This is a genomic window from Arthrobacter sp. ISL-48 (assembly GCF_018613805.1).
Lineage (GTDB): Bacteria > Actinomycetota > Actinomycetes > Actinomycetales > Micrococcaceae > Arthrobacter.
In genome coordinates this window covers 199,285-218,199 of the sequence record NZ_JAGGPL010000018.1, presented here as the reverse complement: position 1 = coordinate 218,199, position 18,915 = coordinate 199,285, and the positions used below count along the sequence as shown (strand labels likewise).

Annotated in this window: 19 protein-coding genes; 3 read left to right on the top strand and 16 right to left on the bottom strand. The window is 65.6% G+C overall.

Annotated elements, in window-relative coordinates; genetic code table 11:
• The first annotated feature begins 118 nt into the window (after positions 1-118).
• Positions 119-961 (top strand): ACT domain-containing protein, encoded by an 843-nt coding sequence (locus tag J7E83_RS16085; RefSeq protein WP_214964189.1) that lies wholly within the window; start codon positions 119-121, stop codon positions 959-961.
• A 50-nt stretch (positions 962-1,011) separates the two neighbouring features.
• Here the strand turns inward: J7E83_RS16085 and J7E83_RS16080 are convergent, their stop codons facing one another.
• The 4 genes from J7E83_RS16080 to J7E83_RS16065 form a co-directional block, all read right to left on the bottom strand.
• Positions 1,012-1,938 carry a diacylglycerol kinase family protein gene (locus J7E83_RS16080; protein ID WP_214964186.1) on the bottom strand — a complete coding sequence of 309 codons (927 nt, stop codon included), beginning with the start codon at positions 1,936-1,938 and terminating at the stop codon, positions 1,012-1,014.
• A gap of 87 nt (positions 1,939-2,025) precedes the next feature.
• The gene (locus tag J7E83_RS16075; protein WP_214964183.1) at positions 2,026-3,399 is read right to left on the bottom strand and encodes an NAD(P)(+) transhydrogenase (Re/Si-specific) subunit beta; all 1,374 of its coding nucleotides are present in this window, start codon (positions 3,397-3,399) and stop codon (positions 2,026-2,028) included.
• Positions 3,396-3,701, bottom strand: coding sequence for an NAD(P) transhydrogenase subunit alpha (locus tag J7E83_RS16070; RefSeq protein ID WP_214964180.1), 306 nt, complete (start codon positions 3,699-3,701; stop codon positions 3,396-3,398). The genes J7E83_RS16075 and J7E83_RS16070 overlap by 4 nt, the downstream gene beginning before the upstream one ends.
• Positions 3,701-4,894 carry a Re/Si-specific NAD(P)(+) transhydrogenase subunit alpha gene (locus J7E83_RS16065; protein ID WP_214964177.1) on the bottom strand — a complete coding sequence of 398 codons (1,194 nt, stop codon included), beginning with the start codon at positions 4,892-4,894 and terminating at the stop codon, positions 3,701-3,703. Before J7E83_RS16065 ends, J7E83_RS16070 begins: the two co-directional genes overlap by 1 nt.
• A gap of 368 nt (positions 4,895-5,262) precedes the next feature.
• On the opposite strand from J7E83_RS16065, the gene J7E83_RS16060 reads away from it, so the two are divergent.
• The gene (locus J7E83_RS16060) at positions 5,263-6,573 is read left to right on the top strand and encodes an ATP/GTP-binding protein (protein WP_214964174.1); all 1,311 of its coding nucleotides are present in this window, start codon (positions 5,263-5,265) and stop codon (positions 6,571-6,573) included.
• A 3-nt stretch (positions 6,574-6,576) separates the two neighbouring features.
• Positions 6,577-7,194: an RloB family protein gene (locus J7E83_RS16055; protein ID WP_214964171.1), complete on the top strand. Its 618-nt coding sequence runs from the start codon at positions 6,577-6,579 to the stop codon at positions 7,192-7,194.
• 51 nt (positions 7,195-7,245) lie between these two features.
• On the opposite strand, the gene J7E83_RS16050 is transcribed toward J7E83_RS16055, so the two are convergent.
• The 12 genes from J7E83_RS16050 to J7E83_RS15995 all read right to left on the bottom strand — a co-directional run bounded on the left by J7E83_RS16050 (position 7,246) and on the right by J7E83_RS15995 (position 18,751).
• On the bottom strand, positions 7,246-8,058 hold the full coding sequence (locus J7E83_RS16050) for an IclR family transcriptional regulator C-terminal domain-containing protein (protein ID WP_214964168.1): 813 nt from the start codon (positions 8,056-8,058) through the stop codon (positions 7,246-7,248).
• A 99-nt stretch (positions 8,059-8,157) separates the two neighbouring features.
• On the bottom strand, positions 8,158-8,847 hold the full coding sequence (locus tag J7E83_RS16045; RefSeq protein ID WP_214964165.1) for a 3-oxoacid CoA-transferase subunit B: 690 nt from the start codon (positions 8,845-8,847) through the stop codon (positions 8,158-8,160).
• Positions 8,847-9,506, bottom strand: coding sequence for a 3-oxoacid CoA-transferase subunit A (locus J7E83_RS16040; protein ID WP_214964162.1), 660 nt, complete (start codon positions 9,504-9,506; stop codon positions 8,847-8,849). Before J7E83_RS16040 ends, J7E83_RS16045 begins: the two co-directional genes overlap by 1 nt.
• Before the next feature lie 4 nt (positions 9,507-9,510).
• Positions 9,511-10,728: a thiolase family protein gene (locus tag J7E83_RS16035; protein WP_214964159.1), complete on the bottom strand. Its 1,218-nt coding sequence runs from the start codon at positions 10,726-10,728 to the stop codon at positions 9,511-9,513.
• A complete protein-coding gene (gene pcaC / locus J7E83_RS16030; protein ID WP_214964156.1) occupies positions 10,725-11,207 on the bottom strand; it encodes a 4-carboxymuconolactone decarboxylase in 483 nt (160 codons plus the stop codon). The genes J7E83_RS16035 and pcaC overlap by 4 nt, the downstream gene beginning before the upstream one ends.
• Positions 11,204-12,022, bottom strand: a complete 819-nt coding sequence (locus tag J7E83_RS16025) for an alpha/beta fold hydrolase (RefSeq protein ID WP_214964153.1) — start codon at positions 12,020-12,022, stop codon at positions 11,204-11,206. The genes pcaC and J7E83_RS16025 overlap by 4 nt, the downstream gene beginning before the upstream one ends.
• Complete coding sequence (locus J7E83_RS16020; protein ID WP_214964150.1) at positions 12,015-13,523, bottom strand: lyase family protein; 1,509 nt, start codon at positions 13,521-13,523, stop codon at positions 12,015-12,017. Before J7E83_RS16020 ends, J7E83_RS16025 begins: the two co-directional genes overlap by 8 nt.
• Complete coding sequence (gene pcaG / locus J7E83_RS16015) at positions 13,520-14,086, bottom strand: protocatechuate 3,4-dioxygenase subunit alpha (protein ID WP_214964147.1); 567 nt, start codon at positions 14,084-14,086, stop codon at positions 13,520-13,522. The genes J7E83_RS16020 and pcaG overlap by 4 nt, the downstream gene beginning before the upstream one ends.
• A gap of 3 nt (positions 14,087-14,089) precedes the next feature.
• Positions 14,090-14,971 carry a protocatechuate 3,4-dioxygenase subunit beta gene (pcaH, locus tag J7E83_RS16010; RefSeq protein WP_214964473.1) on the bottom strand — a complete coding sequence of 294 codons (882 nt, stop codon included), beginning with the start codon at positions 14,969-14,971 and terminating at the stop codon, positions 14,090-14,092.
• Complete coding sequence (locus J7E83_RS16005) at positions 14,937-16,856, bottom strand: sugar phosphate isomerase/epimerase and 4-hydroxyphenylpyruvate domain-containing protein (protein WP_214964144.1); 1,920 nt, start codon at positions 16,854-16,856, stop codon at positions 14,937-14,939. Before J7E83_RS16005 ends, pcaH begins: the two co-directional genes overlap by 35 nt.
• Positions 16,856-17,737, bottom strand: coding sequence for a shikimate dehydrogenase (locus J7E83_RS16000; RefSeq protein ID WP_214964129.1), 882 nt, complete (start codon positions 17,735-17,737; stop codon positions 16,856-16,858). Before J7E83_RS16000 ends, J7E83_RS16005 begins: the two co-directional genes overlap by 1 nt.
• A 177-nt stretch (positions 17,738-17,914) precedes the next feature.
• Positions 17,915-18,751, bottom strand: coding sequence for an IclR family transcriptional regulator (locus J7E83_RS15995; RefSeq protein WP_214964126.1), 837 nt, complete (start codon positions 18,749-18,751; stop codon positions 17,915-17,917).
• Positions 18,752-18,915 lie beyond the last annotated feature (164 nt).

Below are 18,915 nucleotides of genomic sequence, written 5' to 3'. Positions count from 1 at the left end.
GTTGATATCTGACGAACGGCCGCACTGACGTTCCCCGTAAATCCTACGTTCCGCAGCGTTCGCACGATCGGAACGGCGGGGCAACACCGCCGAAACAGCGCCACGTGATCCTTGAGACATGAAGCCCACTGCAAGGAACCCTGCCGCGGCTGACTTGAGCTGCGAAGTCTGCGGCATGATGCCGGAACCCACGAAGACCCGCCTCACCTTGGCCAATGTGGCCGTCATGCTCCCGATCGAACTCCTGGTCCACGCCCTGGTGGTTGAAACACAGCTTCCCTACGTGGCCAAGGTCCTGGTACTCACCCTGACGGCCACCGTCTTGGTGATCTGGGTGGCGGAGCCGTCCGCTGCCCGCGTACTGCGGAGCTGGCTACACGCCCCGGCGCTGCGCCACCGCAAGCGGCTGGGCACTGCGCCGGCGCTCTGGCGGGCACGCACGGTGCTGCGGGACCAGCCCGGCTCGCTGCAGAAAATCACCCAGGCGCTGGCCCGCCTGGACACCAACATACTGAGCATCCACGTCCATCCCGTGCCGGGTGGTGTCCTGGACGAGTTTGTACTCTCAGCCCCCGGAAACCTCAGCGAGCGGGAGCTCCTGGACGCGCTCCACGACGGCGGTGGCTCCCATTCCCATGTGTGGCCAACCACTGCCCTGGCCATGGCGGATGGGCAAACCAAGGCCCTGAGCCTGGCGGCCCGGATCGCCGATGCACCCGACGAACTGCCGCTGGCGGTTGCCGAACTGCTGCGTGCCCGGATCGTCCCGCCTGCCGAGGCCGCCGTCGTCGTAGAAACGGACGACGCCGGCACACGGCTGAAGATCCCTACCGCCTGGCACGGGCCCATCACCTTCGTCCGTCCCGGCGAACCGTTTACGCCGGCGGAGTCAGCCCGCGCCCATCGGCTCGCGGAGCTCGCCGAAATCCTGTCGCACCGGCCGGCGGCGGCCCGCTCGTAGCGACGGCGGCCCGTCCGTGACCCACCCGGCCCAGCCAGACGGCCCAGCTTCTAGCTGGCCGCCATCCGGATGGTCAGCGCTTCCGGCTCGATGGTCATCAGGACATGCTTGCCTTCGCCCTCGTGGTCGCCGTCGAGCTGGTAGTCCTCTTTGTGCTCCAGGGTGATTTCCACGGATTTGCCCTGGAAATATTCAACGGACGTGTCCTTTCCGCGTCCTTTGCCGATCACTCCGGCGACCACGGAGAACCAGCCGAGCTTGCCCCTGGGCGCCAGGACCACCACGTCCAGGAGGCCGTCGTTTACGGAGGCGTCGGGGAAGATCTCCAGACCGCCCTGGACTTGCCCGCAGTTCCCCACCATGACGCTCCGGACCCGGCGGTGCGCCACGGCCTTCCCGTCGATAACGATGGTCGCCTTGACCGGCTTGCCCGGCAGGTTCCGAATCCCGGCATCCACGTAGGCCAGCCAGCCCACCTTGTCCTTGAGGTCCTCGTTGGTGTCGGCCATGATGGTGGCGTCGTAGCCCACTCCGGCCATCACCAGGAAGAACTGTTCCTTGTCCGGATCGCTGCGGACTGCTCGCACCACGTCGATTTTGCGCTCCCACCCCACCAGCGCACCCTTGATGGCGCCCTCCACATCCGTGACGTCCATGCCCAGGTTCCGGGCGAGCAGATTCCCCGTGCCCAGTGGGACCAGGCCCAGCGGGGTGGGAGTCCCGGACAGAACCTCAGCCACGCACCGCACGGTGCCGTCGCCGCCGGCGGCAATGACGACGTCGGCCCCTTGCTTGAGTGCCTCCTTCGCCTGTCCGACGCCGGGGTCCTCCTTGGTGGTCTCAAGCCAGATGGGCTCGCCCCAGCCGTTGTTGGCGCAGTGCTTGGCCATCATGCCGCGCACGTCGACGTCAACCGGTTTGGCAGGATTGACGATGATGGCCGCACGTTTAGGGGAACTGGAGCTGTTGGCTGGCATGGTGTCCTTTGGATGACGTTTGGAGAGAGTGCGCCTTGGAAGTAAGCATACTTGCTAATTTCCTCCGGGCAGGGCATCGGCGGCAGACTACAGTGCCTTGACCGCGCCCAACACCTTGGCCAGCGACTCCTTGGCGTCGCCGAAGAGCAGCGAGGTCTGCGGCTCGTACAGCAGCTCGTTCTCGATCCCCGCGAAGCCCGGCCGCATGGAACGCTTGAGGAAAATCACCTGGCGGGCGTCGGCCACTTCCAGGATGGGCATGCCGTAGATCGGAGAGCCTGAGGAGGTCTTGGCCGCCGGGTTCACCACATCGTTGGCGCCCACCACCAGCGCCACATCCGCCGTCCTGAACTCGGAGTTGATCTCACCCATCTCCTTGAGGGACTCATAGGGCACGTTGGCCTCCGCCAGGAGCACATTCATGTGCCCCGGCATCCGGCCGGCCACGGGATGGATGGCGAAGTCCACCTCGATTCCGCGCGCCTCAAGCGCCAACGCCAATTCCGCGGCCGTGTGCTGGCCCTGAGCCACAGCCAGGCCGTAGCCCGGCACAATGATCACCCGCTGCGCGTAGCCCAGCAGAACTGCCACATCCTCCGGGCTGGACGACCTGACCGGACGTTCGCTCACGGCCGTGGACCCCGCCGTCGAACCTCCCCGGAAGGCGCCGAACAGGATCCCTGCCACGCTGCGGCCCATGGCCGCCGCCATCGCCCGCGTCAGGATGGTACCGGAGGCACCGACCAGAGTGCCCGCCACCACCAAAAGCACGTTGCCAAGCACCACGCCGGACGCGGCAACAGCAAGGCCCGTGAAGGCGTTCAGGAGCGAGATGACGATGGGCACGTCCGCGCCGCCCACCGGCAGCACCAGCAGCGCTCCGGCTGCCAGGCCCAGCACCATGAGGAGGACGGCGAGCGCCAGGGAACCGGTCAGGACGACGGCGACGGCGGTGCCCACCGCGGCCAGCAGCACGGCGGCCATCACGACGGGCAGCCCCGGGAACACCACCGGCCGCGTGGTGATGAGTTCCTGCAGTTTGGCGAACGTGACGCCGGAACCGGCAAAGGACACGGCGCCCACGAGCAGCGTAAAGACGATGGCCAGCCGCGTCCACGGGTCTGCATTGTGGCTGAGCTCAAGGAGCGCCACGAGTGCGGCGGCGCCGCCGCCCACCCCGTTGAAAAGAGCCACCAGCTGAGGCATTTGGGTCATCTTCACCCGCCGCGCCACGGGGGCGGCCACCGCCGTGCCCACCGCAATGGCGGCGATAATCCAGGGGATGTTTTCGAGCCTGGCGGACAGGAACACGGTCACGACGGCGAGCAGAGCACCGAAGGCCCCCACCAAGTTCCCGCGGCGCGCGGTGCGGGGCGAGCTCAACCCGCGGAGGGCCAGGATGAAGAACACCGCGGCGGCGAGGTAGAGCAGCGCGGTCCAGACAGGACTGAGGAGGGTCATTTGCCCTCCCCTTTGCGCGTGGCCTCTTTGCGCCCGTGGAACATGTGCAGCATCCTGTCCGTCACCACAAAGCCGCCCACCAGGTTTGCGGTAGCCAGGACCACTGCGAGCAGGGCCACAGCCAGGACCCAGGGATCCGCGGCCTGGCCGGCCACGATGATGGCGCCAACCAGGATGATGCCATGGATGGCGTTGGCCCCGGACATGAGCGGGGTGTGGAGAGTGCTGGAGACCTTCGAGACCACCTCGAAGCCCACGAAGACCGCCAGCACGGTGATTGTCAGCAGGCTCATACCGTCCATCAGAGTGCCCCACCGTCTGATGCTTCGGACGCGAGGGTGGGTGGCGCCGGGACAAGCGCCGCGAGCGCTTCCGCCGTCGGCAAGTGCCGCACCGCGCCGTCGTGCGTCAGGCACGCGCCGGCCAGCACGTCGTCGTCGAAATCGGGTATCACCATGCCGTCCCGGATCATCAGGGCGAGCAGGTTGGCGACGTTCTTGGCGTACAGGCGGGACGCGTCCGAGGCCATGGCGGACGGAGCGTCCTTCAGCCCCACCACCGTGACGTGGCCCTGGCCGTCCGCGGTCGGGACCAGGATGTCCTCCCCGGGAACGCAGCCTTCCACGTTGCCGCCGGACTCCGCGGCGAGGTCGACGACGACCGAACCGGGGCGCATGCCCTGCACCATCTGACGGCTCACCAGAAGCGGCGCGCGCCTGCCTGGGACCGCCGCCGTCGTAATCAGGACGTCCGACTGGGCGACGTGCGGGGCGAGGAGCTCACGCTGGAGGGCGCCGCGGTCCGCACTCAGTTCGCGGGCGTAGCCGCCGGACGCCTCGGCGGTTTCGAGGTCGAGTCTGATGAAGGTGCCACCCATGGAGGCTACCTCGTCCGCCGAGGCGGGGCGGATGTCATTGGCGGAGACGCGGGCGCCGAGACGCTTGGCGGTGCCGATGGCCTGCAGACCGGCCACGCCGGCGCCGAGCACCAGCACGCGGGCGGGCGGCACTGTTCCGGCGGCGGTCATGTACAGCGGGAAGAACCGGGGCAGCCGGATGGCGGCCTCAAGCACGGAGCGGTAGCCGGCCACCAGGGCCTGGGAGCTCAGGGCGTCCATGGACTGGGCGCGGGAGATGCGGGGCACCAGTTCCAGGGCGAAGGAGGTAACGCCAGCGTCGGCCAGCGCCTGCACTGTTGCCAGCTCGGACGACGGCGAGGCCAGGCCGATGGTGACTGCACCCCTTTTCAGGGCCTTGGCTGTTGCCGTTTCGAGCGGGCGGACGTGGGCGAGGACGTCCAGTTCGCAGCTGTTGAGGTACGGGACCATCTGCGCGCCGGCCTGGACATAGTCGTGGTCGCTGCACCCGGCGGAGTCGCCAGCAGTGGATTCGATCAGGACGTCAAGGCCCAACCCCGCCAGCTGTTTCACAGTTTCCGGGGTGGCAGCCACCCGCCGCTCACCCTCGTGGCGCTCCCGCGGTATGCCGAGTTTCACCGCCAACTCCCCTCACTGACGAGTGCGGCAGCGCCCTTCGGTTGGCCCCGCCTCTAGTCCGGGGCCGCGCTTCGCGGAGCGGCACTGCTGCACGTAGTTGGCTAGAGTCTATGGCCCTTCGCGCGAACTGACAGCCAATTCCCCCAGATTCGCGTTTTGGGGTTATACCTTCCTGTTCACGCGCTACGGCCGTACGGTCAGGTCTCAGAAATGAGCTTCGCCGCTCTCGCATCGCCGCAGTCCTCGCAACGTAGGAGCACATGGATTCCACGCCCAAGATGCTTCCCAAGAGTCGAGAAGGCTCCAATTTCGTATTTTTCTGACGAGAATGGCACTAAGCTGACGTATACAAGGAGAACAGGTGAAACATGCTAATACGTTTCGAAGTCGAAAACTTCCGTTCCATTTGCGCGCCCGTCGAGTTGTCGATGGTTGCCGTGGATGGGGATCGCGCAGAAGCACGCAAGGTTCCCGCACTAGGTGAGAGCCTCCTTCCGGTGGCAGCAATATTCGGACCCAACGCATCGGGAAAATCGAACATAATTGCCGCGCTGACATGGTTGCGGGATGCCGTTCAGCACTCGCTTCGGCTATGGGATGACGAGATTCCAATCGAGCCGTTTGCCTTCAACGGATTCGGTACCAAACCGTCCATTTTTGAGATTGAATCTGTAGTAGACGGTGTTCGATTTGAGTATGTCCTCCACGTCGACCAGCAGGCGGTCCGCTACGAAGGCCTGTTCCACTACCCGGAGAAGAAACGCCGCCGCATCTTCGAACGCGAAGGCGGTGAGCTCAAACTTCAGCGAGGATTAGGGAACTTATCCGGGACTAGAGAACTACTCACTGACCGCACGTTGGCGCTCTCCGTCGCAAGACGCTTCGACGAACCTTTAATATACGGATTCTCACGTGACTTTCTAAGTACGCAAACGCTTGGGCTGACAAGACGCCCTCGCGGCTTTGGCGGAGGATACCGTCCTTCCTATATGGGGGGCTCGTTTGCTCGTTCCACGACGCGTTGGTTCCAAGATTCTGCCTCTGACGAACCGACGCTGTTCGATACGGACGAGAGCATGAACTCGCAGTACGAGGATCGCTCGCAGGCCTTAGCACTACTTAGGCTGGCTGATCTCGGAATAGAAGACGTCGTCTTTGACGAGTCCGAGGTTTCGCACTCGGATTCATCAGATGGCATGCGAACGCGGACGCAGCGAAGAATGCGCTTAGTGCACAAGACCGCCGACGAAAGAGTTCCATTGGACTTCTCAGCCGAGTCCGAAGGAACGCGTACGTGGTTTCAACTCATCGGACCGGTTCTTTCCGCTCTGAGATCTGGGTCTCTTCTTCTTTTCGATGAGTTGGACGCAAGCCTTCATCCAACGCTCTCCGCGGAACTGATTCGGCTATTCCACGATCCACTAACCAATCCTAGAGATGCGCAACTTGTATTTACTTCGCACGACACCAGCCTCTTGAATCACCTAAATCGCGATGAAGTCTGGCTCACCGAAAAGTCCGAAGCGGGCTCCACTCGTCTTGGGGGACTCGCCGAGTTCGCAGGCGAACGCGTCCGGAAGTCTCAAAACCTCGAGAACGCATACCTGCACGATAGATTTGGTGCCCTGCCTGACGTCGACCGTACAGATCTGTTGCGTACTCTCGGATTGATTGGTTGACCATTGGTTGCGAAGCGGACTAAAGCTAAGGACCTGAAGCGCCGAACAGGAAAGAGGCCAGAGCGCAAGACAGTTCTCATTTTCTGCGAGGGTGAAGCATCTGAGCCCGACTACATTAAGGGACTCAAGAAGCTTCCGGAGATTCGCCAGAACACATCGATTGGCATTGAAGTCGACCCAGACCAGGGAGTGCCTTTGACGCTTGTCGAGCGCGCAGTTCAACGTAAAGAAGTCGCCCAAGAGATCGACGAGTATTGGTGTATTTTCGATGTTGAGTGGCCAAGGCATCACCCAAACCTCGATAAGGCTCGTGAGCTCGCAGCAACACATGGCATCCAGTTGGCCATATCAAATCCATGTTTCGAAATATGGTTGCTACTCCATTTCGACTACGTCTCGGGATTCGTCGACACTCCGAGCGCGGAGAGTCGGAGCCGACACAAGGAGGGCAGGTCTGGCAAGAGGCTCGATGCTTCCAAGTACATGCCGCTGAGACGGGAAGCCGTCAAGCACGCCACCATGCTTGAAGCCAAACACAAAGGGGATGGGACAAAGTTTCCGGACAATAATCCGTCATCCTCCATGTACAAGTTAATGAACGTCATTGACCCGCTACCGTAGTGCCACCGACCAAGCGATTGCGTCGGGACAAACACGTCCGTCCCAAGGTCATTACCGCTTCGCCGAAAGGTCCGCTGAGACCAGTTTGGCCGTGGCCACGATCTCCCGGCTCACCGCCGCCAAATAGGCGTCCGGATCCGGTTGTGCGGCCACGGACTGGGCTTGCAGGGACACGTTGACCGCGGCCGCCACCTTGCTTGGCCCGTCGTACACGGGGGCCGCGACGGACATGAGCCCAAGTTCAAGCTCCTCGTCCAGCAGACACCAGCCCTGCGCGCGGACCACGCCCAGCACGGCCAGCAGCTCCTTGGCCGTGCCGAGGGCGCGCGGTGTCAGCGGCTTGATGTCGGCGGCGGCCAGGTAGGCCTTCAGCTCATCGGGCGACAGAGCCGCGAGCAGCACCCTGCCCATGGACGTGGCGTAGGCCGGGAAACGCGTGCCAACGGTAATGCCAACGTTCATGATCCGGCGCGTGGTCACCCGGGCGATGTAGGCGATGTCGGTCCCGTCCAGCACGGCGGCCGAGGTGGACTCCCCCAGTTTGAGCGACAGTTCCTCCAGGTGCGGCTGGGCCAGCTGCGGCAGGGACAGCCCGGAAAGGTAGGCGTAGCCGAGCTGGAGTACCTTGGCGGTGAGCGCGAACGTCTTGCCGTCGGTCCTGACGTAGCCCAGCTCCACGAGTGTGTGCAGGAAGCGTCTGGCAGTGGCCCTGGTCAGGTCGGTCCGCGCGGCAACTTCGGTAAGGGTCATCACCGCGTGGTCTGTGTCGAACGCGCGGATCACGGCCAGCCCGCGTGCCAGCGACTGCACATACTGGTCGCTCGCCTGCGGGGCGGCCTGCGCTTGGACTGGTGCGTTGGTCATGGTTACCAATCCTATTTCCCCGGCGCGAACTGGCAGCTAATGACCTCAAATCACGGATTTGAGGGAATCTGCTGCCAGTTCGCGCCGGGAAGAGTGAGGTTAGAGTCCGACGGCGGGGCCTGCTTTGAGCGGGACCGGAACCAGGTCCTGGAGCTCCTCGAGGGTGCAGCCGAACGTCTCGCGGACACTGACGCCGTCGGGACCTGTAAGAAACACTGCCTTGTCCGTGTACACCCTGGTCACGCAGCCGATACCTGTCAGCGGGTAAGTACAGGCTTCCACGATCTTGGACGCGCCGTCGCGGGTGAGCAGGGTCATCATCACAAAAACGTCCTTGGCACCCGTGGCCAGGTCCATAGCGCCGCCCACCGCGGGGATCGCGTCCGGGGCGCCGGTGTGCCAGTTGGCGAGGTCCCCCGTGGCCGAGACCTGGAACGCGCCCAGCACGCAGATGTCCAGATGTCCGCCGCGCATGATCGCGAACGAGTCTGCGTGGTGGAAGTAGGACGCACCAGGGAGCTCAGTGACGGGGATCTTGCCCGCGTTAATGAGGTCGCCGTCGATCTCGTCCCCGACCGCCTCAGGACCCATGCCCAGCATCCCGTTCTCCGTGTGGAGCGTGATGTTCTGTTCCGGCAGCAGGTAATTCGACACCAGCGTCGGTTGGCCGATCCCCAGGTTCACGAAGGAACCGGCGGCGATGTCCTTGGCGACCATTCGCGCCAGGTCGTCCCGGCCCAGAGGTTTGTCACTGGTCTGAAGATCCTGGCTGGTTGTCTGCGGGCTCATCAGGCCACCTTCACAATGCTGTTGACGTAGATTCCTGGGGTCACGATGTTCTCCGGGTCCAGTCCTCCGGCGGCGACGATTTCGGAGACCTGAACCACCGTGTGCTTGGCAGCGGCGGCCATGATGGGGCCGAAATTCCGGGCGGTCTTGCGGTACACCAGATTGCCCTTGCCGTCGGCCTTGAGCGCCTTAATCAGTGCGACGTCGGCATGGATGGGCGTCTCGAACACCTGGCCGCGACCGTCGATGATGCGCGTCTCCTTGCCTTCGGCGAGCATGGTGCCGTACCCGGTGGGCGTGAAGAAACCGCCGATGCCAGCCCCGGCAGCCCGGATCCGTTCGGCAAGGTTTCCCTGCGGCACCAGCTCCAACTCGATCTCGCCGGCCTTGTACTTCTCGTCGAAGTGCCAGGAATCGGACTGCCGCGGGAAGGAGCAGATCATCTTCTTCACCCGGCCCTCCTTGATGAGCAGCGCGAGGCCCTGGTCGCCCTGGCCTGCGTTGTTGTTCACCACGGTGAGGTCCGTGGCGCCGCAGTCCATGAGCGCATCGATGAGTTCGAACGGCTGCCCGGCGTTGCCGAATCCGCCGATCATCACTGTGGAGCCGTCCTCAATGCCGGCTACCGCCTCGCCGACAGAATCAACAAAATTCAGCATCGCCCTAGGCCTTTCCGTTGTTAATGCCGACGGCCGCGGCAGTGACGTTCTCAAGCACCACTGCCAGGCCCTGGCCCACCCCGATGCAGATGGCCGCGACACCCCAGCGCTCACCCGAGGCCTGAAGGCTGCGGGCCAGCGTGCCCAGGATCCGGGTTCCAGAAGCGCCCAGCGGGTGGCCCATGGCGATGGCCCCTCCGTGCCGGTTCACTATCGAATGATCGATGCCCCAGGCGTTGATGCAGGCCAGGGACTGCGCGGCGAATGCCTCGTTAAGTTCGACGGCGCCCACCTGGTCCCAGCGGATGCCCGCCTTCGCGAGGGCCTTGTTTGCCGCTTCCACGGGCGCATACCCGAAGTACTGGGGATCGTTGCCGTGCGCGCCACGGCCGGCAATGCGGGCGAGCGGTTCGAGCCCCAGCAGGCCGGCGGCGCTCTCGCTGCCAATCCAGGCTGCGGAGGCGCCGTCGGATAACGGGGAGGAGTTGCCGGCGGTGACGGTGCCGTTCTCGGTACGGAACGCGGTCTTCAGGCCCGCCAGCTTCCCCGCCGAGGAGCCGGCGCGGATGCCTTCGTCGCGGACCAGGTCGGTGCCCGGCACCGGGGCCACGAGGTTGTCGTAGAAGCCGTCGTCCCACGCGGCGGCGGAGAGGTTGTGGGAGTCGGCGGCGAACTCGTCCTGCTGCTCGCGGGTTACACCGTACTTCTCGCGGAGCCGCTCGGTGGCCTCGCCCAGGGAGATGGTCCATTCCTTCGGCATGGCCTTGTTCACCAGGCGCCAGCCCAGCGTCGTGGAGGCCAGGGTCATGTCCCCGGCGGGGTACGGCTTCTCCGTCTTCGGCAGCACCCAGGGTGCGCGGCTCATGGACTCGGCGCCGCCCACCAACACGAGATCAGCGTCGCCGGCGTTGATCTGGCGCGACGCGATGATCGCGGCGTCCAGGGACGAACCGCAGAGCCGGTTCACGCTGGTGCCGGGGATCGACGTCGGCAGTCCCGCGAGCAGGGTGCCCATGCGGGCGATGTTGCGGTTTTCCTCGCCGGCGCCGTTGGCATTGCCGAACACCACCTCGTCGATACGATCGACGTCGAGTTTCGGGGCGCGCTCAACGGACTCCTTGATCACGTGCGCGGCGAGGTCGTCCGGGCGGATAGATGCGAGGCCGGAGCCGAATTTTCCGAACGGGGTGCGCACGGCGTCGTACACAAAAGCCTGGTTCATTTCTTCCTCTGATTCTGTGGGTCCGCTGCTGCGTTGTCCATTTCTGCGTTGTCCATTTCATGGAAGACCTGCTGGGCAGTCTTGAAGGCGGTGTTGGCCGAGGGGACCCCGCAATAGATGGCGGTCTGCAGCAGGATTTCCTTGATTTCATCCCTGCTCAGGCCGTTGGTGAGGGCCGCGCGGATGTGCATGGCCAGCTCTTCCCAATGCCCGTGCGCCACCATGGCGGTGATGGTCACCGCTGAGCGCATCTGCCGGGTCAGGCCCGGGCGAGTCCAGATGCCACCCCACGCGATCCGCGTGATCATGTCCTGGAAATCTTCGGTGAACGCGTCCTTGTTGGCATTTGCCCGGTCCACGTGTGCGGCGCCCAGGACCTCCCGGCGGACCGTCATGCCGCCGTCGTAAATCTCCTGGCTGGTGGCGTCCGGCTGGACTGCTCCATTTCGCGCACCGTCCCTGGGTTCAGTCCGACTCATTTGGCTGCTCCCCGCGATTCGCTCCACGTGATCAGGTTCCGCAGGAGCTCAGCAACATGGCCCGGTGCCTCGGCGGGAGCTAGGTGTGCCACGCCTCCCAGCGTTACGGCGCTCGCTGTGCCTCCGCCGGCGGTGATGCCCGCCGCCACTTCTTCAGCGAACGACGGCGGCGCAACAGTGTCTTCCGCGCCCGCGACCGCCTGGGTGGGCACGCTGATGCTGCCCAGGTGGGCGCGGACGTCGTAGCCCGCCAATGCCTCGCAGCAGAACGCGTAGCTGAAGCGGTCAGTGTCGCGGAGGGCGTGCAGGAGGCGGCTGCTCAGCTCAGGTTCGCGGTCCATGAAGCCCGGCGCGAACCAGCGCTGCGCCGAGCCCTGGATCATCACAGGTGTGCCTTGGCCGCGTACGGTTTCGGCGCGTTCCAGCCAGCCTTCCGGCGTGCCCAGCTTGGCGCCGCTGCACTGGACGGAGAGGCTCTTGAGGCGTTCGCCGTGCTTGATGCCCAGTTGAAGACCGGTGGCCCCGCCCAGCGAGACACCGGCGTAGTGGAAGGCCTCGCCGGGAGCGATCGAGTCCACGAGGTCCACCACAGCATCGGCCAGGCCCGCGACGTCGAACGTTTCGGTGGCTGCCGGTGAGACGCCGTGCCCGGGCAGGTCCCAGGCCACCACGTCGACGTCTTTGCCAAGCAGCGCAGCGGTCTGGGTCCACAGGATCGACGAGGTGCCGAGGGACGGGCCCGCCACCAGGAGGGGGTGGTCGCCCAGCGGCCGCTGGGGCGAGAGCAGCACGGCTTTCAGGGTCGGTTTAGCCACGGTTGGCTCCGTTCGCGTCGGTGTTCGTCTGAGACTTGGCCGGTGAGGCAAAGTCTGTTGAAGCAAAGTCAGGGAAGGCGGTCAGGATGCGCCGGGAGATTTCGCCGGCCTGGCCCAGGTAGCTGGCCGGGTCCAGGAGTTCGTCCAGCCGGAGGTCCGTGAGCTGGCCGTTGGGCACGGCGTCACGGAGCAGCCGCCGGTAGGTGCCCGCCTGTTCGCCCGCGGGGACCTGAAGGGTCTGGTCCACCAGGTCCTGGAGCTGCTGCTTGCCGGTCCGGCCGTCCTTGTCCTCCAGCAGAGGGCCGACGGCGGCGCCCACACCCTCGGCGAGGAGCAGCGGACCGGCGAGGTTCAGGTTGCGCCGCATGGCATCAGGGAAAACCTGCAGGCCGTCGGCGAGTTCCCTGACGTGGCCGGCGGCGCCGAGGGCCAGACGAAGGAGCTCGCGGAGCGCCGGCCATTCGGTGTGCCAGGCACCATCCGGGCGTTCGTCGTTGAAGTTCGCGGCGGCCGCATGCAGCTGGGCGGCCAGCTGCGGTGCCTGGAGGGCGGCGGCGCGGACGAGCACCGAGAGCACCGGGTTCTGCTTCTGCGGCATGGCAGAGGACACGCCGCGCCCTGCCGCCCGCGGCTCCGCAAGCTCGGCCACCTCGGGCCGGCTCAGAAACAGGACGTCGGCGGCGATCTTGCCGAACGCGTCCAGCACCGATGCCAGGGCGTTACCCAGGGATGTGATGGCGAGCCGGTTGGTGTGCCACGGCACCGGCGCTGTGGCGAGGCCCAGGTGCTTGGCCAGGGCGTCCGCCAGCGTGAAGGGATCGGACGAAGTGCCGGTGGTCAGCGCGCTCCCTGCCGCCAGGGTGCCCGCGGCTCCGCCGAACTGGACCGGCAGCTTCAGCTCCGCCAGCTGCTGACCGGCGGCGGCGACGCCGTGGAACCACTGGACGGCCCGGAGCCCGAACGTCAAGGGAAGGGAATGCTGGGTCAGGCTCCTGCCAACGCACAGCGTGTCCGCATGCTGTTCGGCCAGGGCGGCGAGCGCCGTCGTCGTACTCTTCAGGTCGGCGAGGAGCGCCTCAACGGTGTTCCGCGCGAGCAGCATCAGGGCAGTGTCCAGCACGTCCTGGCTGGTCAGCGAGGCGTGCACCGCCTTTTCCGCGCCCACATTGGCCGTGTCCAGCGCCTGGACGTGTTTCCGGAGGTCGGCCAGGAGCGGGATCACCGGATTGCCGCCGCCCTGGGCCCGGTGCGCGATGTCCGCTACGTCGTAACGGCCAGCCTTGGTGGCCGAGGCCACGACGGCGGCGGAACCGGCCGGCGCCAGGCCTGCCCTCTCCAGCACAGCGGCCCAGCCGGATTCGACGGCGAGGATGGCCGCCAGCACCGCACTGTCACCGGTCAGGGCCGCCACCAGGGGCGACGCCGAGACTGGACTCAGCAGACCGACGTCGGCTCCTCGGCCGAATCCGGACGATCCCGCGAAACTGGCTGGGCCGCTCACTGGAAGTCCAGGAAGACTGTTTCGCCCTCACCCTGCAGGCGGACGTCCCAGGTGAGTCCGCCGTCGGGGTCCCGGCGTGCGATCAATGTCCGGCGGCGTTCCGGATCGAGGGAGCTCAGCAGCGGGTCCTTGGCGAGGGCTTCCTGGTTCTCTGGCAGATAGATGCGGGTGAAGAGGCGGTTCATCAGGCCACGGGCGAAGACGACCACCGAAATGAAGGGCGCGGCGCCGGGCGAGGTGGGGCCGGGGTTCACGGTGGTGAACGTGTACACACCCGAGTAGCCCACGGAACCGCGGCCCCAGCCGGTGAAGGTGTAGCCGTCCCGGACCAGGGAGCCGGTCTGCTTAACGATGTTGCCGTCCGCGTCAGGCTGCCAGATCTCCAGGATCGCATCGGGAACGGGTTCGCCGGCGCCGTCGTACACCGTGCCTTGGAGGCGGATGGACCCGGGTGATCCCGGTGCAAGAAGTTCGTTGTCCTTCTCGTAGGGCAGGGCGTAGCCGTAGAACGGTCCGACGGTCTGGCCGGGAGTGGGGACAAGCTTGGTGGTCTGGTTGCTCATTGCCTATTCCTCGTCCCCTGCTGCGCCAAGCGCCTCGTTTTCGGTCCAGGTCCGCTTGGAGCCGGTCAGGACGATGTCCCAGTTGTAGCCCAGGGCCCATTCGGGCTGGGTGAGCTCGTGATCGTACGTGGCCACCAGGCGGTCGCGCGCGTCCTGGTCCACGATCGACTGGTAGATCGGGTCAAGCGGGAACAGCTGATCTCCCGGGAAATACATCTGGGTGACGATCCGCTGGGTGAAGTCGGTGCCGAACATCGAGAAGTGGATATGCGCCGGGCGCCAGGCGTTCACGTGATTTTTCCACGGGTAGGCGCCGGGCTTGATGGTGGTGAACTTGTAGGAACCGTCCGGGCCGGTGATGCAGCGGCCCACGCCCGTGAAGTTGGGATCCAGCGGAGCCGGGTGCTGGTCGCGCTTGTGGATGTAGCGGCCTGAAGCGTTCGCCTGCCAGATCTCCACGAGCTGGCCCGCCACGGGGCGGCCATCACCGTCCAGGACCTTGCCCGCCACGATGATTCGCTCACCCTGGGGTTCGCCGTTGTGCTGGATGGTCAGGTCCGCTTCCAGCGCGTGCACGTCCTGGTGTCCGAAGGCCGGGGAGTACAACTCTATGGTTTCCGGATCCGCGTGGTGCAGGCTCTTGGTGGGGTGGCGGAGGATGCTGCTGCGGTACGGTGCGTAGTCCAGCCGCGGCTGGGTCTCGGCGGGGGCGCCGTCCTTGACCGCCCGTGCATAGGCGTCGCCAATGGCGTTGATCTCTGCACTGAGATCCTGCTGTGTCTCCACTGCGGTCTCCTTTTCTCCTGGTGCTTGGTGAATGGTGCTTGGGTTGGTTTTGCTGGGGTCCGTGTCAGCTTCGATGCATATGGTCGTATTGGACGGCATGGCGGACCGGGGCATTGGGCGCGCCGTAGCCGTCGTAGCCGCCGCGGCGTTCCACCATTTCGAAGAACACGCTGCCCACGGTGGCGGTGTAAAAGTGCAGGAACTCGCCGTCGTCGTCGCGGTCGTACAGGAGGTTCAGTTCCTGCAGAGTGGCCAGGAAGTCCGGTGCCAGGCCGAAGCGGGCATCCAGGTCCTCGTAGTAATTGGCCGGGATTTGCAGGAACTCCAGGCCACGGGACTGGCAAGCGCGGGCCGTTGCCACCAGGTCATCCACGGCGAACGCAATGTGCTCCTGGTACGTCTTCCGGGGGCCCTCCACGTCCTGCTGGATGAGCGGCGCCAGGTTCAGAACCAGCCGAACCGAGCGGTCCTTGGTGAGCATCACCTGGGAGCGGACCAGGCCGGTGGGGCTCGGCACTTCCGCGAACGGCTGCGGTTCCAGGGCCAGCGCGCTCGTGTAGAACAGGACTGCCTCATCGAAGTGCTGCCAGGGCTGGGCCAGGTTGACGTGGTCGATCACTGCTGACGCGCCCGACGCCCGCACCTCCAGCCCCTCGCCGAATTCATGCGTCCAGGCCGCGGTGCCGTCCGGGCTTCCCTGGCAAAGGAAGATCTCTGTGGAGTCCGGGGCCGCGAACCCCTGGAACACTTCCTCGTTGGCCTGGCTTTTCCGCGGCACCGCGGGAGCCTTGAGCTGCTGGGCGCGGGCGGAGGCAATCACCGGGGAGTCGACGTCGAAACCCAGCGCAGCGATGACCGGCGCCGCGCTCCCTGCCGAAGGCGCGGCCTCGTTGATGATTACCCGGGCGTGGCCCATGGTCCAGAGCTGCACATCCTTGGTGCGGTGGCGGCCGTTAGATTCAAAGCCCAGCTGGCCCAGGACTTTTTCCAGTCCTGCGGTGTCAGCGGCCCGGACCTCAGCGAAGTTCCAGCCTGCGGGTTCGGCCACCTGCGGCAGGGTGGCCAGTTCCATGGGATAACGACGGCGGCCCGGGGCCGTCGTGCGGCCAGAACCAGTGCCAGCGCCGCCGGCCGCAGTGGAGCCGGCGGGGTCCGGCGCGTTGGCGTCCAGCCACTTCGCGCTCTGTTCCTCCAGCCAGATAAGCGAACGCATGGCGTCGACGGCGGTGCGCTCAACGTCAGACTGGCGGAAGACGTCGTTGAAGATCTCCAGCGACACGGGACCGGAATAGCCTGCGCGGACTACATGGCCCATGAACTTCGCAAGCTCGAACTGCCCCTCGCCCGGGAACACCCGGTAGTGCCGGCTCCAGGAGAGCACATCCATGGACAGCTTGGGCGCATCTGCCACCTGGACGAAGAAGATCTTCTCCGGGCTGAACGCCTCGATGGGAGCGGTGTCCCAGGCTCGGGACAGGATGTGGAAGGAGTCCAGGCACGTGCCCAGGTTGGGGTGGTCCACGGCTTCTACCAGCCGGTGGGCGTGCTCGTAGTCGCTGACGTACTTGCCCCAGGCCAGGGCCTCGTAGGCAACCCTGACGCCGTGGTCCCCGGCCATCTGTGCCAGGCACCCCAGCTGCTCCGCGCGGAGGTCATCACTGTCGATACTGGCCGTTGCCACGTTGGAGCAGACCAGGACGGTGTCCATGCCCAGCCTGGCCATGAGCCTGAACTTGGCCTCGGCCCGGCGGAGGTTGGCGGCCAGCAGGTCCTCGGAGACGCTGTCGAAATCGCGGAAGGGCTGGTAAAGATCCAGGGTGAGGCCAAGATCGGCTGCCATCTTGCGGACGTCCTCGGGGGCCAGAGGCGACGTGACCAGGTCCTGCTCAAAGATCTCGATGCCGTCAAAGCCCGCGATGGCGCAGGCCTGCATCTTCTCCTTCAAGGTGCCCGAAAGGCAGACGGTGGCGATTCCGGTGCGCATCAGGCGGCCACCTCTTCGGCTGCCACAAGCTCCAGGAAGTGCGAGCGCATGCGGTCCGGGTCAGGCTCAAGGCCGGTGAAGATCCGGAACGCGTCTGCAGCCTGGCCCACGGCCATACGGCCCCCGTCCAGGACATCGCAGCCCTTGGCGCGGGCGGCGCGGACCAGCTCGGTGTCGATGGGGCGGTAGACAATGTCGGCCACCCAGTGCCGGCGCTCCAGCAGGTCCAGGTCCAGCGGGACGCCGGGGTGCGCAGCCATTCCCACCGGGGTGCAGTGCGCCAGACCGTCGGCCAGGGGCATCAGCCGCGGCAGCTCCGCCGTCGTACGCGCCGTTACCGTGCGGTCCGGGAAGTAGCCGGACAGTTCGGCGGCGCGGGCCGCGCAGCGGGCTGGGTCCACGTCCACAAGATCGAGTGTCCGCACACCGGCGGTGAGCAGGGCGTAGGCGACGGCGGAACCGGCGCCGCCCGCTCCAAGCTGGACCACGCGCTCCAGGTTGGCGCCCGGCAGGCCGGAGGCCAGGGCCGAGCCAAAGCCAGAGAAGTCGGTGTTGTGTCCGATGAACCGGCCGGATTCGATCACCACGGTGTTAACGGCGCCGAGTTTGAGCGCGTCCGGGGAGACCTCGTCCAGGTGCTGGAGCACCAGCTGCTTGCACGGGTGGGTGACGTTCAGGCCGTTGAAGCCCAGGTTGCTGGCGCTCTGCAGCAGCTGGCCCACGGAATCTCCGGGAAGGCCGAGGTCAAGGAGGTCGATGGGGCGGTACAGGTAGCGCAGGCCCTGCATGTCAGCTTCGTGTTCGTGCATGTGGGGGGTGAGTGACGGCGTCACGCCATCGCCGACCAGTCCCACAAGGTAGGACTCAGTTCGATTACTCATCCGTGCAGCTCCTTTGATAACGGCACCGGGCGGGCGGCGGCGCTCAGGGCGTACGCGGCGGGCCAGGTAGGGATTACAGTACAACAGTTGTTCACTTCTTGCACTCTTGTTCTAGATGCGAACAATAAGTACGACGGCGATGTGTCCGAAGGGTGATTTGGCCCGCCTGGTATCTGCTCACCGCTGGGGAAGCCTCGCGGTCAGTTCGGCAGCGGCCTCCTGGAGCAGCGGCACCTGGGCAATCAGCGCGTCCAGGCTGAGCCGGAAGACCGGAGCCGCAGTGGCCAGCGAAGCGAACACGTGGCCCGAGGCGCTGAGGAGGGGGACAGCCACGGCGCGCATGCCAATTTCGTTTTCCTCATCCATGACCGCGTAACCGTTGCGGCGGACCAGCTCCATCTCCGCACGGAATGCTTTCCGGTCCGTAATGGAATGCTCCGTCAGCGGCTCCAGCTCCAGCTCGTCCAGCAGGCGCTCCCGTTCGGAATCCTCTGCGAAGGCCACCAGCGCCTTGCCAACGGCGGTCGTGTGCAGGGCACCCAGATGGCCGGGGTCGCTGGTGACGCGGAACATCTGCGGACCATCCACCTTGTTTACTGTGAGGTGGTGGTGGCCGTCGCGGACGCTGAGGATGGTGGCCTCCCCCGTCTGTTCCGTCACGCGCCGGAGGACAGGCATCGCCGTGCCGGCGAAGCCGTGATGGTTGGACACCCGCTGGCCCAGCTGGAAGATGCGCAGGCCCAGGTGGTAGCGGCGGCCCTCCGGCTCGTAGTCCACAAACCCGTCCCGGGTGAGGGAACCCAGAAGCCGGTAGGTGGTGCTGAAGGGAAGCTCGGCCCGGCGCGAGATCTCCGCCGCACTGGCACCGCGGGGCTCGTCCCCCAGGAGGACCAGCAGGCCCATGGCCTTGCCAACCATGTCCGTCCGCTCGGAAGTGCGCTCAGCCTTGGACGGTTCAGGTGCCTTGGCGTCAGCGATGACTTCATCGGCCGCTGTGGTTTGATTCACATTCATACGTCGATGTTGCCACATCGTGAGAGCTATTTCTAGATGGTGATTATTTTCTTGACAGGTGACTGCCCTCACAGTCATCATTGCTGTATCGCACAAGTAGCTCCCACCATGTGGCTACTAGTCCGGGTCTTTCCAAAGGACTTCAGCCATACCGCGCCAGCCAT

What these genes read in the sequence shown, in the direction of transcription:
- pcaH (WP_214964473.1), bottom strand. Translation starts at nt 14,971, where the DNA reads ATGCCGTCCAATACGACCATATGCATCGAAGCTGACACGGACCCCAGC.
- J7E83_RS16040 (WP_214964162.1), bottom strand. Translation starts at nt 9,506, where the DNA reads ATGCTGAATTTTGTTGATTCTGTCGGCGAGGCGGTAGCCGGCATTGAG.
- pcaG (WP_214964147.1), bottom strand. Translation starts at nt 14,086, where the DNA reads ATGAGCAACCAGACCACCAAGCTTGTCCCCACTCCCGGCCAGACCGTC.
- J7E83_RS16045 (WP_214964165.1), bottom strand. Translation starts at nt 8,847, where the DNA reads ATGAGCCCGCAGACAACCAGCCAGGATCTTCAGACCAGTGACAAACCT.
- J7E83_RS16035 (WP_214964159.1), bottom strand. Translation starts at nt 10,728, where the DNA reads ATGAACCAGGCTTTTGTGTACGACGCCGTGCGCACCCCGTTCGGAAAA.
- J7E83_RS16000 (WP_214964129.1), bottom strand. Translation starts at nt 17,737, where the DNA reads ATGAGTAATCGAACTGAGTCCTACCTTGTGGGACTGGTCGGCGATGGC.
- J7E83_RS16050 (WP_214964168.1), bottom strand. Translation starts at nt 8,058, where the DNA reads ATGACCAACGCACCAGTCCAAGCGCAGGCCGCCCCGCAGGCGAGCGAC.
- J7E83_RS16060 (WP_214964174.1), top strand. Translation starts at nt 5,263, where the DNA reads ATGCTAATACGTTTCGAAGTCGAAAACTTCCGTTCCATTTGCGCGCCC.
- J7E83_RS16005 (WP_214964144.1), bottom strand. Translation starts at nt 16,856, where the DNA reads ATGCGCACCGGAATCGCCACCGTCTGCCTTTCGGGCACCTTGAAGGAG.
- J7E83_RS16085 (WP_214964189.1), top strand. Translation starts at nt 119, where the DNA reads ATGAAGCCCACTGCAAGGAACCCTGCCGCGGCTGACTTGAGCTGCGAA.
- J7E83_RS16070 (WP_214964180.1), bottom strand. Translation starts at nt 3,701, where the DNA reads ATGGACGGTATGAGCCTGCTGACAATCACCGTGCTGGCGGTCTTCGTG.
- J7E83_RS16080 (WP_214964186.1), bottom strand. Translation starts at nt 1,938, where the DNA reads ATGCCAGCCAACAGCTCCAGTTCCCCTAAACGTGCGGCCATCATCGTC.
- pcaC (WP_214964156.1), bottom strand. Translation starts at nt 11,207, where the DNA reads ATGAGTCGGACTGAACCCAGGGACGGTGCGCGAAATGGAGCAGTCCAG.
- J7E83_RS15995 (WP_214964126.1), bottom strand. Translation starts at nt 18,751, where the DNA reads ATGAATGTGAATCAAACCACAGCGGCCGATGAAGTCATCGCTGACGCC.
- J7E83_RS16075 (WP_214964183.1), bottom strand. Translation starts at nt 3,399, where the DNA reads ATGACCCTCCTCAGTCCTGTCTGGACCGCGCTGCTCTACCTCGCCGCC.